Source organism: Flavobacterium chungangensis (assembly GCF_042654045.1).
Taxonomy (GTDB): Bacteria; Bacteroidota; Bacteroidia; order Flavobacteriales; family Flavobacteriaceae; genus Flavobacterium; species Flavobacterium chungangensis.
The window spans coordinates 44,844-59,272 of sequence record NZ_JBHSFY010000016.1 but is presented as its reverse complement, the minus strand read 5'-3'; the positions used below and the strand labels follow the sequence as shown (position 1 = coordinate 59,272).

The 14,429-nt window shown below is 33.1% G+C and carries 12 protein-coding genes and 1 pseudogene; 5 read left to right on the top strand and 8 right to left on the bottom strand.

Annotated elements, in window-relative coordinates; all coding sequences use genetic code 11:
* Window position 1: 1 nt before the first annotated feature.
* Together ACFO3N_RS21030 and rny are read left to right on the top strand one after the other, a co-directional pair.
* Window positions 2-295, top strand: coding sequence for a cell division protein ZapA (locus ACFO3N_RS21030; RefSeq protein WP_250837260.1), 294 nt, complete (start codon window positions 2-4; stop codon window positions 293-295).
* Between the two features lie 209 nt (window positions 296-504).
* Window positions 505-2,064, top strand: a complete 1,560-nt coding sequence (gene rny, locus ACFO3N_RS21025) for a ribonuclease Y (RefSeq protein WP_091497308.1) — start codon at window positions 505-507, stop codon at window positions 2,062-2,064.
* 70 nt (window positions 2,065-2,134) lie between these two features.
* Here rny and ACFO3N_RS21020 read toward each other — a convergent pair whose 3' ends face one another.
* The 5 genes and pseudogenes from ACFO3N_RS21020 to ACFO3N_RS20995 all read right to left on the bottom strand — a co-directional run bounded on the left by ACFO3N_RS21020 (window position 2,135) and on the right by ACFO3N_RS20995 (window position 6,910).
* Window positions 2,135-3,655 (bottom strand): PAS domain-containing sensor histidine kinase, encoded by a 1,521-nt coding sequence (locus ACFO3N_RS21020; RefSeq protein WP_379800865.1) that lies wholly within the window; start codon window positions 3,653-3,655, stop codon window positions 2,135-2,137.
* Window positions 3,656-3,807: 152 nt separating this feature from the next.
* Entirely contained in the window at window positions 3,808-4,704 is an 897-nt protein-coding gene (gene xerD / locus ACFO3N_RS21015) for a site-specific tyrosine recombinase XerD (RefSeq protein ID WP_379800863.1), read from the bottom strand.
* Window positions 4,705-4,780: 76 nt separating this feature from the next.
* Window positions 4,781-5,365, bottom strand: coding sequence for a porin family protein (locus tag ACFO3N_RS21010; RefSeq protein ID WP_379800861.1), 585 nt, complete (start codon window positions 5,363-5,365; stop codon window positions 4,781-4,783).
* A 205-nt stretch (window positions 5,366-5,570) separates the two neighbouring features.
* Window positions 5,571-6,135: pseudogene (locus ACFO3N_RS25075) on the bottom strand (porin family protein).
* Between the two features lie 172 nt (window positions 6,136-6,307).
* Entirely contained in the window at window positions 6,308-6,910 is a 603-nt protein-coding gene (locus ACFO3N_RS20995; protein ID WP_379800858.1) for an outer membrane beta-barrel protein, read from the bottom strand.
* Between the two features lie 290 nt (window positions 6,911-7,200).
* Here ACFO3N_RS20995 and ACFO3N_RS20990 point away from each other — a divergent pair, with 290 nt between their 5' ends.
* The 3 genes from ACFO3N_RS20990 (at window position 7,201) to ACFO3N_RS20980 (ending at window position 10,968) form a co-directional block, all read left to right on the top strand.
* Window positions 7,201-7,761: a porin family protein gene (locus tag ACFO3N_RS20990; RefSeq protein ID WP_379800857.1), complete on the top strand. Its 561-nt coding sequence runs from the start codon at window positions 7,201-7,203 to the stop codon at window positions 7,759-7,761.
* Window positions 7,762-7,894: 133 nt separating this feature from the next.
* Window positions 7,895-8,308, top strand: coding sequence for a type II 3-dehydroquinate dehydratase (gene aroQ / locus ACFO3N_RS20985; protein ID WP_248728072.1), 414 nt, complete (start codon window positions 7,895-7,897; stop codon window positions 8,306-8,308).
* Window positions 8,309-8,478: 170 nt separating this feature from the next.
* On the top strand, window positions 8,479-10,968 hold the full coding sequence (locus tag ACFO3N_RS20980) for a DUF5686 and carboxypeptidase regulatory-like domain-containing protein (RefSeq protein ID WP_379800856.1): 2,490 nt from the start codon (window positions 8,479-8,481) through the stop codon (window positions 10,966-10,968).
* Window positions 10,969-11,211: 243 nt separating this feature from the next.
* Here ACFO3N_RS20980 and ACFO3N_RS20975 read toward each other — a convergent pair whose 3' ends face one another.
* From ACFO3N_RS20975 to ACFO3N_RS20965, 3 genes are all read right to left on the bottom strand, one after another.
* Window positions 11,212-12,090, bottom strand: a complete 879-nt coding sequence (locus ACFO3N_RS20975; RefSeq protein WP_379800855.1) for a cation diffusion facilitator family transporter — start codon at window positions 12,088-12,090, stop codon at window positions 11,212-11,214.
* A 113-nt stretch (window positions 12,091-12,203) separates the two neighbouring features.
* Window positions 12,204-13,517 (bottom strand): UDP-N-acetylglucosamine 1-carboxyvinyltransferase, encoded by a 1,314-nt coding sequence (murA, locus tag ACFO3N_RS20970; RefSeq protein WP_095929490.1) that lies wholly within the window; start codon window positions 13,515-13,517, stop codon window positions 12,204-12,206.
* A gap of 186 nt (window positions 13,518-13,703) precedes the next feature.
* Entirely contained in the window at window positions 13,704-14,426 is a 723-nt protein-coding gene (locus ACFO3N_RS20965) for a DUF4290 domain-containing protein (protein ID WP_379800854.1), read from the bottom strand.
* Window positions 14,427-14,429: the final 3 nt, after the last annotated feature.

Here is a 14,429-nt window from a genome sequence, read left to right as displayed (position 1 = left end):
TATGGACGGAAAGCTTAGAATTAAAATATCAATTGCAGACCGCGTTTATCCGCTTACGGTTGAACCTAGTCAGGAAGAAGGACTTAGAAGTGCTTCTAAAAAAATTGATGCTATGATAAAGCAGTTCGAAGAAAATTACGCGGTTCGTGACAAACAAGATGTTCTAGCCATGTGTGCATTACAATTTGCATCGCAAGTAGAACAGAAACAAATTGACAACGCAATCGATGGAGAAGAGACTATCGAAAGAATTAAAAGATTAAATTCGCTTTTAGATCAATATCTCGAAAAATAAACGTTCTTTACAGAAACTAAGATACTGCCTACATTAGTTCACAATTGGTAAACTCAACACTAACAATTTAGAATGAGCAAATCGTCGCTACTATAGTATGCCCTCCATTTGGCTGGGAAACTTGAACAGTGAGTTAGCTCAAAACTTGTCTTTACGAGTTTATACAAGCAATTAATGTAGGCTTTTTTTATATATAAACCCTAACAAACATGGACATCATAACGATCATTATTGGTATTGTAGGTATTGCAGCAGGATTTGCAATAGCTAAAATTATCGAGAAAAGTAATATTTCAAACCTAATTAAAAACGCTAAAAAAGAAGCAGCTTCAATATTAAAAGACGCTAATTTGGAAGCTGAAAATATCAAAAAAGATAAAATTCTTCAAGCAAAAGAACGTTTTATCGAATTGAAATCAGAACACGAACAAGTTATTTTAGCAAGAGACAAAAAAGTTGCTGAAGTAGAAAAACGTGTACGCGATAAAGAATCTCAAGTTTCTAACGAACTTTCTAAAGCTAAAAAAGTTAACGACGACTTTGAGGCTAAAACTGCCGAATACAACAATAAAATTGAGGTTTTAGACAAAAAACAAGCTGAAGTTGACAAACTTCATAAAAGTCAATTACAGCAATTAGAAGTAATTTCTGGTCTTTCTGCTGAAGAAGCAAAAGAACAATTGGTAGAAGGTTTAAAAGCTGAAGCTAAAACGAAAGCAATGTCTCATATTCAAGAAACTATTGAAGAGGCAAAATTAACTGCACAGCAGGAAGCTAAAAAAATTATCATCAACACTATTCAAAGAGTTGGAACTGAAGAAGCGGTAGAAAACTGTGTTTCTGTTTTCAACATTGAATCTGACGATGTAAAAGGACGCATTATTGGTCGTGAAGGACGTAACATTAGAGCTCTTGAAGCTGCAACTGGAGTTGAAATCATTGTTGACGATACACCAGAAGCTATCATTCTTTCTTGTTTTGATCCTGTTCGTAGAGAAATTGCTCGTTTGTCTTTACACAAATTGGTAACTGACGGACGTATTCACCCAGCAAGAATTGAAGAAGTTGTAGCTAAGACAGCTAAACAAATTGATGACGAAATTATTGAAGTTGGAAAACGTACCGTAATCGACTTAGGAATTCACGGTTTACACCCAGAATTGATTAAAGTTGTGGGTAGAATGAAATACCGTTCTTCTTACGGACAAAACTTATTACAACACTCGAGAGAGGTTTCTAAACTTTGCGGTATCATGGCTGCAGAATTAGGATTAAACGTAAAACTAGCTAAAAGAGCTGGTTTATTACACGATATCGGAAAAGTGCCGGATACGGAAAGTGATTTACCGCACGCACTTTTAGGTATGCAATGGGCTGAGAAATACGGCGAAAAAGAAGAAGTTTGCAACGCAATTGGAGCGCACCACGATGAGATTGAAATGAAATCTTTGTTATCTCCAATTATTCAAGTTTGTGACGCCATTTCTGGAGCAAGACCAGGAGCAAGACGTCAGGTTTTAGATTCTTACATTCAGCGTCTAAAAGATCTTGAAGATGTAGCTTACGGATTCAGCGGGGTTAAAAATGCTTATGCAATTCAAGCTGGTAGAGAACTTCGTGTAATTGTAGAAAGTGAAAAAGTTTCTGATGACAATGCAGCAAACTTATCTTTTGAAATTTCACAAAAAATTCAAACAGAAATGACCTACCCTGGACAAGTGAAAGTTACAGTTATTAGAGAAACAAGAGCTGTAAATATTGCTAAATAATCTTCGGAACATATACAAAAAATAAAGGCTGTCAATTGACAGCCTTTATTTTTACATCTATATTTAAGTTTTACATATCATTAAAAACGATTTTAAAACTGGTACCCACTCCTACTTCACTTTCTACTTCAACCGTTCCTTTCATAGCCTCAATTTGATTTCTTGTAATATACAACCCGATACCTCGAGCTTCTTCGTGTTTATGAAAGGTTTTATACATTCCGAATATTAAATCGCCGTAAACCTTCAAATCGATTCCGAGACCATTATCTGAAATCTTAAGCGATTTAAATCCTTCTGGCTCTATTGCAAAATCAAAAGTAATTATCGGATCACGATCAGGATGCGCATATTTAATTGCATTGGTTGTAAAATTCAGCAAAACACTTTCCATATACGCCGGATTAAAATTAATCGTAAGATACTTCGGAACGTTGTTGATTATCGTTACTTTTCGCTGTTTATCATAACCTTTAATAGTCGAAATTGTCTTCTCGATATACTCACAAAGCTTTAACGGAACGACTGCAATATTAATATTGCTTTGCGTTTTTACAATTTGGGTAAGATTTGAAATAGTCTCATTGAGATCGTTAGAAACGGCTCGCAAGTATTCCAGCATTTCAGCTACAGTTTGCTTACTAACATCAGCATCGATAAGATCTAAAATTGATTTTATGTTCCCGGCCTGTGTATTTAAATTGTGCGAAACAATATGCGAAAAATTCAATAAACGACTGTTTTGATCACTATACAGTTTCATAGTTTTCAAAAGTTCAAGCTCTTTTTCTTTTTGCGCCGACACATCTGTATGGGTTCCAATTACACGTAGAGGCTTTCCATTTTCATCGCGTTTAATCACTTTTCCCCGATCCAAAATCCATTTGTAATTCCCACTGGAAGTCATTACACGATGATAATTTTCGTAAAACGGAATCTTATTATCAAAATGTTCATGAATATCGGAGTAATATTTTGGAAGATCATCAGGATGAACGATTTTATCCCAACGTTCTGGATCATCAAAAATATCGGTAGATTCCAGTTCTAAAATTTTAAGAGACAGAGATGAATAAAAAACACTATTGGTAACCATATCCCAGTCCCAAATTCCAACCGTAGAAGCATCAAGAGCAAATTGAAAACGTTCTTCAGAAATCTTAAGTTTCTCTTCTTTATCTTTCAATTCCGTAATATCCGAAACATGTCCATAGAAAATGACATTTCCATTTGCAGAAGATTCTGTTTTAGAAGAAACCCTAAACCAGCGCATTCCTTTTTTTGGAAGAACAGCTCTAAATTCAATTTCCCAAGGTTTTATTTCTTTTCTAGCTTTGACTAAAGACTGAAAAAAAAGCTCACGATCCTGTGGTATAATTCGATCGTAAACTATAAACTTTACATCATTATTAAAATCCACTGCTGAAAGTTCAAATATTTCATCGGCCGATTTACTTACTAGTGGAAAGGTGTAATTATTATCAGCATCAATAACAAACTGAAAAAGCAGGTCGGGCATTTCGGCCAACAATTTTTTATAAAAATTATTTACCTCCAAGCAATCGTCATTTCCATATAAATCAAAAACCATATACTACTTTTTTATGTAAATAAGATATCGAGAACTTATGCGAGAGAAGCAAAACAAAACATCATATTTTACTGTATTAAATTCCTTTTAACGCAAATTTTTAACACAATATATAAATTTTCAAAACAAAAAACGTATAATACGATAAAAAATTACTTTCTCGGATGAAAACTATGCATAACTTCTTTTAAAAAACTGCGATCGAGATGAACATAAATTTCTGTTGTTGTAATAGATTCATGCCCTAACATTAATTGAATTGATCTCAAATCTGCACCATTTTCAAGCAGATGTGTAGCAAAAGAATGGCGTAAGGTATGCGGACTTATACTCTTCTTCAATCCCATTTTTTGTGCAAGATCTTTAATGATAGTAAAGACCATCGCACGTGTTAACTGATTTCCTCTTCGATTCAAAAACAAAGTGTCTTCTGCTCCTTTTTTAATATTGAGATTACAACGAATTGCATTTCTATAAATATCAATATATTTCTGAGTTAGTGATCCTATCGGAACAAACCTTTCCTTGTTTCCTTTACCCGTAATTTTAATAAAGCCTTCATCAAAAAATAGATCCGATATTTTTAGCGAAATCAACTCAGAAACACGAAGCCCACAACCATAAAGTGTTTCAAGCATAGCACGGTTTCGTTCGCCTTCGTTGGTACTTAAATCGATGTTTTCAATCAAAGCGTCAATTTCATTAAGCGATAAAGTATCGGGTAATTTACGGCCAGTTTTTGGTGCTTCAATTAACTCTAAAGGATTATCATTTCGATAATCTTCAAAAACCAGATAATTGAAGAAACTTTTGAGTCCAGAAATTATCCTTGCCTGCGATCTTGGATTTACTTCTTTAGCGACCGAATAAATAAATTGCTGTAATGTTTCATCTGAAATTTTTATTGGCGAAACATCTATTTGATTGGTTTCCAAAAAAAGGCACAAACGTTCAATATCAAAGCCGTAATTTTCGATTGTATTTTTAGACAAACCTCTCTCAATCCTCAAATACGACTGATAATCTTTTATGTATCTGCTCCAATTCATATTTACAAAGTAAATGATTTTTTGGCATAAAAAAACCTTCCTTAAAAAAGGAAGGTTCTTCAAATATTTTAATTTCTTAATTAAATTTATAGGCTGCAGAAATCTGGAAATTACCATTTTTTGCACTGTCATACAAATCTCCTGAGTCATCAATATTATCATCCCAAATAGGAGATAATCCCACAGTATAACGAAGACCAACTGAAAAATTATCAGTAAAACTATAACCTGCTCCAAAGTTAAAGCCAAAATCTACTGATTTTGTATCATCTTTAATATCATAACCATCAGATTTAGCTGACAACAAAAAACCAAGTTGAGGACCAGCTTCTACACTAAATTTTTTATCAACGATATAATATTTCGCTAGAACAGGAATATTTATATAGTTTAATTTTACATCTCCATCATCTCCAAAGCCATAATCAAATTTCGCTCCTTGAGTTGAGAATAAAAGCTCTGGCTGAATATAAAACTTCTCTACTACGTGGATTTCAGCTAAACCACCAATGTGAAATCCTACTAATGCATTAGCATCCCTCACATCTCCTCCAACGATACTTGAAATATTAAGACCTCCTTTTACTCCAAATCTGGTAGACTGAGCATTTGTGAATGCAAAAGCCATAATTGCAATGGCAGATAAGATAATTTTTTTCATTTTAATTTGTTTTGGGTTAAATTAATCAGATCAAATATAAAAATATTCTTCATAAATCTACATTAGGTTTTTAACAAATAAAATAGTAAATATTAGAGTAATTGTTAATTTTGAATTAAGCCAATTTAAAAATTAAAATTTTCGATACAAAAAAGCCTTTCTCAAAAATGAGAAAGGCTTTATAAAAAACTATTTATATTTCTTTTTAGAACTTATATCCAGCAGATAATGACAAAACCCTATAGTGCACTGTATTTATACCATGAAAAACATTAGTCAAACCAAAATTATATCTTGCTCCTGCTGATATATGTTTTGTAAAATCATAACCAGCACCAATATTAATACCAAAATCTACTACTTCTGATAAATCACCAAGATTTCCATTTCCCGAAAAAGAGTATTCAAAACTTCTCCCTTCATATCTTCCTTTAGTTGATAATAGAAGCCCAATTTGCGGACCAGCTTCAAGACTTAATTTATCCATGACATAGTACTTAGTCATAATTGGAATGTTCAGATAACTTAAATTAAATTCTTTGTTTATAGAAATAATCGACACCAGATTTTTCGTATGTAGCACCCTGAGTAGAATACAAAATCTCTGGCTGAATAAAAAGTCCCTTTGCAACTCTAAATTCTGCGAAACCTCCTAATTGGATACCTAACTTAGGCGTTTCATTTTCAATATTACCAACTAAACTTGACAACTGAACTCCTCCTTTTATTCCAAACTTAGTGTTTTGCGCATTTACAAAACCAAATACCATTACTGCAATTGCTAGAAAAAAGCTTTTTTTCATAATTTATATTTTTTACTTACGAATATCAAAAATTAAAATTTAGCCAATAATTGTTAAGACCCATAAAATTTAAATACATTCAAAAAAAGCCCTCCTCAATTGAAGAAGGCTTTCAAAAAAAACTAACTAAATGTTTTTTTTATTTGAATTTGTAAGTCATACCAAATCGAGCTGTACTAAAGAAGTTATTAAAAACATTTACATTTGCATCAAAAGTAGAAACAGCTTTACCACCTTTATATTTATAACTATCATAAGCCAAAATATCAGTTAAACCAAAATTAATAGCAAAACTGTCCGATACAAAATAATTAATTCCTAAACCTGCATTAAAGCCAACTCCAGAATATTTTGCTCCAGATTCTTTTCCGCTATCTAACCCAACTCCAGCTTCTGCATAAGTTTTAAATCTTTGACCAAGATTTAAAAAATAATAACGTCCAAAAACACCCGCTTTAAAAATTGAACTTTTATCAGCATCTGATCCCGTTGTCTTTTCTTTATAAGAACCAACCCCTAAGTCAAGACCAAGAGCAAATTTGTCTGTTAAAAAATACCCAGCCTTTGGGTTAAATTCAAAAAAATTAGTTTTTGTTTCTGTGTTTTTGTCATTTTTCGATGACAGACCTAAATTTCCTTCTAAAAGAATGTTTCCTTTAGAAAACCCAAATGAACTAGAATCTTGTGCGTTTGCAAAACTAAACCCCATTACTGCAATAGCAGCTAAAAAAATTTTTTTCATAAATTTTAAAATATTATTTGATTAACACCGAACAAAACTAAGATTACACTTACAAAAAATACTCCACTACAAGTTTAAAAAGTATTAAAATAAGGCAAAAATGAAATCGATATAGACCAATTGAAAATCAAAGCTTTGAAAGAAAAAAAGAGGTTTTTATAATATAAAAAAGCAGTTTGAGTGGGAATTTTAGTAATTATTTAATCCAAATTATAATGCAATAAAATGCTAAATATGTAGTTTTGAACTTTAAATAACATTTTAAAATACCAATTTTTAAAAACCTTTTTATGAAGAAAATACTTTTAGTAGCTGTTATGTTCCTTGCAACATCAGCAGCAGTAAACGCACAATTTGTACAAATCGGGGTAAAAGCAGGAGCTAACTTTGCTAACCAAACTGGAGGTTCTGATTTTAATGGAATCTCTGTTGATAAAGAAGGTATTACGAGTTACCACGCAGGTCTTGTAGCAGAACTTAAATTATTAGAAAAATTCTCAATTCAGCCAGAGCTTTTGTATTCTACTCAAGGAGCTACTTATAAAAACGCTCTTACTGAATTTAAAAACGAAATGGGATATATTGCTATTCCTGTAATGGCAAAAATTTACATGACTAAGTCTCTTAGTTTAGAACTTGGTCCACAGGCGTCTTTCCTTGTTAGTAATAAAAAAGAATTTGATGCTGCAGATCCAAAAACATTTGACTTTTCTCTTAACGCAGGTTTAGGATTAAAAGTTGTTGGAGGTCTTTTTGTTCAAGCTCGTTACGGAATTGGTCTTACTGAAATTTCAGAAGAAGCTGATTTTAAAAACTCTGTATTCCAACTTTCTGCTGGATACATGTTCTAAAAATATATCACATACTTTTACAAAAACCGCTCTATTTATTAGTGCGGTTTTTTTATTTTTACACTTATGTGTGAAATGTCATTTGTGAAATGTAAAAGGCATCACACTCCTTAATTAAAAACGAAATTACTTTATGAAAATCTGCATTATCAACGGACCAAACTTGAATCTTTTAGGAAAACGTGAACCCGAAGTTTACGGAAGTCAGACTTTTGAAGATTATTTTGAAACGTTGAAACAAAAATTTCCAAACATCGAACTTTCGTATTACCAAAGTAATATTGAAGGCGAACTGATTGGTAAAATTCAAGAATGCGGTTTTAGTTATGACGGAATTATTTTAAATGCAGGCGCTTACACACATACTTCTATTGGTTTAGGAGATGCGATGAAGGCAGTTACAACTCCTGTAATAGAAGTTCATATTTCTAATACTTATGCTAGAGAAAGTTTTAGACATCAGTCGTATTTATCCGGAAATGCCAAAGGTGTTATTCTAGGATTTGGTTTAAAAAGCTACGAATTAGCGATTCAGTCGTTTTTATAATTTTTTTTAAACAAATGTCATCCTGAGCGGAGTCGAAGGCTAATGAAAACCAGATGAGGCTTCGACTTCGCTCAGCCTGACAAAGAAGTCAGTAGTTTCTTATCGAATTTAACAAATTATTAGTAACCTCATTTTCAACTTCTTTTATTTTTGTGAGAGAAACCACTTTCATGAGAAACTATACTTTACTCGCTTTTTTATTATTTTCTATTTCTAATTTCGCCCAAATCAAAGGAACTGTAACCGATGAAAAGGGAAATCCGCTTCCATTTGTTTCTATTTTTCAAGAAGGTACCTATCAAGGCACCACTTCCAACGAACAAGGAAAATATCAGCTGAACGTAAAAGAAATTGCGGGAAGTACAATCATTTTTCAATATTTAGGCTATAAAACTCAAAAGAAAATTGTTCTCGCAGCAACGAAAACAGTCATTTTGGATGTTCAGCTTCGCGAAGAAAGCTTTGCATTAAATGAAGTTGTAATCGATCCTAAAAATAATCCTGCAAATGCAATTATAAGAAGCGCTATTGCCAATAAAAAAGAAAACTCAGATAAAACTGGAAGATACACGGCCGATTTTTATTCGAAAGGAATGTTTAAAGTCAAAGATCTCCCTAAAAAAATTCTAGGTAAAAAAGTAGATTTAGGCGAAGATATGGCTTCAAATTTAGATTCAACAGGAACAGGAATTCTATATTTATCTGAAACTATTTCGAAAGTTAGTCTTGAAAAACCAAACAAGTTTAAAGAAAACATTATAGCTTCAAAAGTTTCTGGAAACAACCGTGGTTACAGCTACAACACAGCAGCCTTATCGAACTATGATTTTTATGACAACGCTTTAGATTTTGATGTAAAGCTTATCTCTCCCATTGCAGATAATGCTTTCAATTACTACAAATACAAATTGGAAAGCACTTTTTATGATGACAACAATCAGCAAATTAATAAAATTAAAGTTATTCCGAAACGCGATAAAGAACCCGTTTTTGAAGGTTACATCTATATTGTAGATGATAGTTTTGCGATTTATGCCATCGATTTGGACATCAAAGGGTATAGAATGAAAAATGAATTCACTGAAATAATGAATCTAAAACAGAGTTTCAGTTATAACTCCAAAAATAAAATATGGTCCAAAAACGCGCAGACACTTTCTTTTAACGCAGGCATTTTTGGAATAAAATTCTCTGGAAATTTCAATTATGTATACTCCAATTATGAATTCCCAGATACTTTTGATAAAAAAACTTTTGGAAACGAACTTGTTGCTTTTGATCTCAATGCGAATAAAAAAGACGATGCTTTTTGGAATGAAATTCGTCCGATTCCGTTAACTCTGGAAGAAAGCACTGATTATGCCAAGAAAGACAGCCTTCAAACCATTAGAAAATCAAAAAAATACACTGATTCTATAGACGCCAAAAACAATAAATTTAAAGTTTGGGATGTCTTAATGGGTTATGATTATAAAAACACTTTCAAGAGATATTCTTTTGATTATAAAGGCTTGCTAAATATTGCTTCTTTAAGCTTCAATACCGTTCAGGGTTTTAATCTGGATTCTGGTTTTTCTTTTAAAAAATGGAGTGAAGACGAAGGAAAAAGCACTTCTATAAGCACCACCTTTAATTATGGTTTTTCTGATGAACGTTTTCGTGCAACTGGACAATTCAGCCATCGTTTTAATAATATAAATTATGCCACTATTTGGGGTTCTGGAGGAGTAAAAACAGCTCAATTTAATAGTGCAGAGCCTATTTCTAAATTGATCAATTCTATAAGTTCTTTGTTTTTTAAAGACAATTACATGAAGCTGTACAATTTAGAATTTGCAGAAATTAATTACGGTCAAGATATTGCAAACGGAATAAATCTTACAGGCAAAATTGGCTACGAACAGCGTAAACCACTTTTTAACACAACTGATTATTCATTCTTTAAAAAAGATGATATTTATTCTTCGAATAATCCTTTGGCACCAAACGATTTTACAACTCCTGCATTTGATCAGCATCATTTATTTAAAACTCTAGTGACAACAAGAATCAACTTTGGCAACAAGTACATTTCGAGGCCAGACGGAAGATTTAATTTTAAAGATGATAAATATCCGACGGTTTATCTAGCATTCGAAAAAGCATTCGCGGCAAGCGAAAAAAAATACGAATACGAAAGAATAGGTGCTTCTGTTCAATATGATTTATCTCTTGGAAATAAAGGTCTTTTAGGGACAAATTTTAGAGCTGGCAAATTCTTTAATGCAGAGAATATTTCATTTATCGATTACAGGCATTTCAACGGAAACCAAACCCACATAGGAACAAGCGAACGTTATTTGAATGTTTTTAATATGATGCCTTATTATTCTAACAGCACAAACGACAGTTATTTTGAAATGCATACTGAATACAATGACACTGGTTTTATCATGAATAAAATTCCGTTATTGAATCTTTTAAAATCTACAATGAATATCGGTTTTCATGCTTTAGCGATTCCAGACAAAAAACCATACTCTGAGTTTACAATTGGTTTAGACAATTTAGGTTTCGGAAAATTTAAATTATTCCGAGTAGATTATGTGCATTCTTATCAAGGTGGCATCCAACAAAACGGTGTTGTGTTTGGGTTGAAGATTTTGAATGTGGTAGATTAAGATACTAAGGTTCTGAGATGCTAAGATTCTAAGTTTTCTTTTAGTACTTAATACTAATTTTGTCAGGCTGAGCGAAGTCGAAGCCCTGCAAAGATTTTCAAACTAAAAAAAATCTGCTTAATTTATAATCTGGTTTTAAGTAGATTGTAAATTAAGTAGATTTTTAAATTAATCTTTGTCAAAGTTTAAAACTTTGACAAAGAAAAAACCTTAGAATCTTAGCATCTCAGAACCTTAGCGTCTTTAAGAGTGATAATCATCCGGCTCTATATGTATCAAAACATTTCCTAACTGCGGAATTTGTTCTTTCAATGTATCTTGTAATTTATGAGATAAATCGTGTCCTTCTTTTACTGAAATTTTTGCCGAAACTATGGCATGAAGATCAACATGATAACGCATTCCTGCTTTACGAATAAAACATTTTTCGGTTCCTAGAATTCCAGGAACAGTCAAAGCGACAACACGAATTTCTTCTACTAAGTCGTCGTTTAAGTTTTCATCCATAATTTCACCAAGTGCTGGTCTGAAAATTTTATAACTGTTGTATAAGATAAAAAAAGCTGCAAAAAGCGCAGCCCAATCATCTGCAGATTCGTAACCTTTACCCATAATTAAGGCAATCGAAATTCCGATAAAAGCAGCTACAGAAGTAATCGCATCGCTTCTATGGTGCCAAGCATCGGCCGCTAAAGATGAACTATTTGTTTGTTTGCTTCGTTTCATTACCAAACGGAAAGAGTATTCTTTCCAGATAATAATTGCGCCTAAAACATATAAAGTCCATGATTTCGGCAAATCGTGCGAAGTCCCAATATTCGCAATACTTTCGTAACCAATAATTGTTGCTGAAGTAATTAAAAATCCAACAACCAAAAACGTAATCAAAGGTTCTGCGCGCCCATGACCGTAAGGATGATTTTCGTCTGCTGGTTTATTCGAATATTTAATTCCAAACAGCACCAAAAATGACGCAAAGATATCTGTCGTCGATTCGATTGCATCTGCAATCAAGGCATAAGAATTGCCAAAAAAACCTGCAAGACCTTTTACAAGGGCCAAGCAGGTGTTTCCAACTATACTAAAGATAGTAGCTTTTATAGCTTTTTGTTCATTTGTCATTTAGACTATTTTTTTTCGCCACGAATTCACGAATTATTTTTTATAATCTTTGAAAATAAAATTCGTGAATTGCTTCGCCAGTTCGCTTTCGCTTGTGTCGTGGCAAATATTTTTTAAGCTCTCACGATTTTTGCGCCGATTGCTCTTAAACGCTCGTCAATACGCTCGTATCCACGGTCGATTTGCTCGATGTTTTGGATCGTACTTGTCCCTTTTGCAGAAAGCGCCGCAATCAATAATGAAATTCCTGCACGAATATCAGGAGAAGACATTGTTGTTGCTTTTAATTGAGATTCGAAATTATGCCCCATCACCACAGCTCTGTGCGGATCACATAACATAATTTTTGCTCCCATATCAATTAGTTTATCCACGAAGAACAAACGGCTTTCGAACATTTTTTGGTGAATTAAAACATCTCCTTTCGCTTGTGTTGCCACAACTAAAACGATACTTAATAAGTCAGGCGTAAATCCTGGCCATGGCGCATCAGCAATAGTTAAGATAGAACCATCGATATCTGTTTTTACTTCATATCCGTCTTTGTGAGCAGGAATGTAAATATCGTCGTTACGTTTTTCGATCGTGATACCTAATTTTCTGAAAGTATTCGGAATCAAACCTAAGTTTTCCCAGCTTACATTTTTGATCGTGATTTCACTTTTTGTCATAGCTGCAAGACCAATCCAAGAACCAATTTCGATCATATCTGGTAAAATTCTGTGCTCGCAACCACCAAGGCTTTCAACACCTTCGATAGTCAATAAGTTAGACCCAACTCCTGTGATTTTTGCTCCCATAGAGTTCAGCATTTTACACAATTGCTGCAAGTATGGCTCACAAGCAGCGTTGTAAACTGTAGTTGTTCCTTTTGCTAAAACTGCTGCCATTACAATGTTTGCAGTTCCAGTTACAGAAGCTTCGTCTAAAAGCATATCTGTTCCAGTTAATCCCTCTTTTGGAGATTCTACCCCATAAAAATGATCTTCTCTATTATATCTGAATTTTGCTCCAAGGTTAATAAAACCTTCAAAGTGTGTATCTAATCTACGACGACCAATTTTATCTCCTCCTGGTTTTGGAATATATCCTTTTCCGAAACGAGCTAAAAGCGGACCAACAATCATAATAGAACCACGAAGCGCTCCTCCTTCTTTTTTGAAAGCTTCAGTTTCTAAATATCCAACATTAACTTCGTCAGCTTGAAAAGTAATTGAACCTGGTTCGTTACGTTGAATTTTTACCCCTAAATTACCCAACAAAGTGATTAATTTATTGATATCTATAATATCAGGAATGTTATTAATTTTTACTTTCTCTCCTGTTAGAAGCACGGCACATAAAATTTGTAATGCCTCATTCTTTGCTCCTTGTGGAGTGATTTCTCCTTTTAAAGGAGTTCCTCCTTCGATTTTAAAAATTCCCATAGATTTCTTTTAGGTTCTTTCAAAGTTTCTAAGATTCTGAGATTCTAAGATTCTAAGTAAAAAAACTCAGCAACTTAGTAGCTTAGTAGCTTAGCAGCTTTTTTTATTTTTGTTTTTGTTTATTTTTCAAGCATCTAAGTAAAAAAACTTAGCAACTTAGGGGCTTAGCCTCTTAGTAGCTTTTTTTTACTTTTGATTATTATTTTTTTGAAATGTCTTTTTTTGACCGCCTTTATTATTGTTTTTGTTATTCTGAGTTTTCGGCTGTATACCAGAAGCTGTTTTATTAGACATGCGTTTATTGGTACGCATTAAATCTGTAGTGTTTAACAGTTCTTCAGTACTGTGCAATAAGTTGATTTTACCTCCCGATAATTCAAATAAATGCTCAAAAATCACATCGTCTTTTACAGTGTCTTTGTTCCAGCTCAAAAACGATTTTTTCATGTGATTCGCAATTACCATCACCAAAGCAGTTTTCATTTCGCCTTCTTCCCATTTATTAGCAACATCAATCATGTACTTAATGTTGTTTCCATAAAATCTATATTTCGGGAAATTCTGAGGATATTGTAAAATCTCCGGTTTGAGTTGCAAAACATCTCTTGATGGAATCGGATATGGCGATTCTACATTCAATTTAAAATCAGACATAATAAAAAGCTGATCCCAAAGTTTATGTTGAAAATCTGGAACATCGCGCAAATGCGGATTCAGACTTCCCATAACCTGAATGATATATTTTGCGGCTTTATTGCGCGTTTCATCATCTTCGATTGCAGTTGCCTGATCAATCAATTTTTGCAAATGACGACCGTACTCCGGAATAATTAAACGCAGTCTTTCAGAATTGTATTCTAAATTGAAAACAACGTCACTTGCGGCTTCTCTTTTATATTTTTCGATCATAAG

Coding starts and splice junctions, on each gene's coding strand:
- murA (WP_095929490.1), bottom strand. CDS start 13,517: ATGGGAATTTTTAAAATCGAAGGAGGAACTCCTTTAAAAGGAGAAATC.
- ACFO3N_RS21010 (WP_379800861.1), bottom strand. CDS start 5,365: ATGAAAAAAATTATCTTATCTGCCATTGCAATTATGGCTTTTGCATTC.
- aroQ (WP_248728072.1), top strand. CDS start 7,895: ATGAAAATCTGCATTATCAACGGACCAAACTTGAATCTTTTAGGAAAA.
- ACFO3N_RS20975 (WP_379800855.1), bottom strand. CDS start 12,090: ATGACAAATGAACAAAAAGCTATAAAAGCTACTATCTTTAGTATAGTT.
- ACFO3N_RS21030 (WP_250837260.1), top strand. CDS start 2: ATGGACGGAAAGCTTAGAATTAAAATATCAATTGCAGACCGCGTTTAT.
- rny (WP_091497308.1), top strand. CDS start 505: ATGGACATCATAACGATCATTATTGGTATTGTAGGTATTGCAGCAGGA.
- ACFO3N_RS21020 (WP_379800865.1), bottom strand. CDS start 3,655: ATGGTTTTTGATTTATATGGAAATGACGATTGCTTGGAGGTAAATAAT.
- ACFO3N_RS20980 (WP_379800856.1), top strand. CDS start 8,479: ATGAGAAACTATACTTTACTCGCTTTTTTATTATTTTCTATTTCTAAT.
- xerD (WP_379800863.1), bottom strand. CDS start 4,704: ATGAATTGGAGCAGATACATAAAAGATTATCAGTCGTATTTGAGGATT.
- ACFO3N_RS20995 (WP_379800858.1), bottom strand. CDS start 6,910: ATGAAAAAAATTTTTTTAGCTGCTATTGCAGTAATGGGGTTTAGTTTT.
- ACFO3N_RS20965 (WP_379800854.1), bottom strand. CDS start 14,426: ATGATCGAAAAATATAAAAGAGAAGCCGCAAGTGACGTTGTTTTCAAT.
- ACFO3N_RS20990 (WP_379800857.1), top strand. CDS start 7,201: ATGAAGAAAATACTTTTAGTAGCTGTTATGTTCCTTGCAACATCAGCA.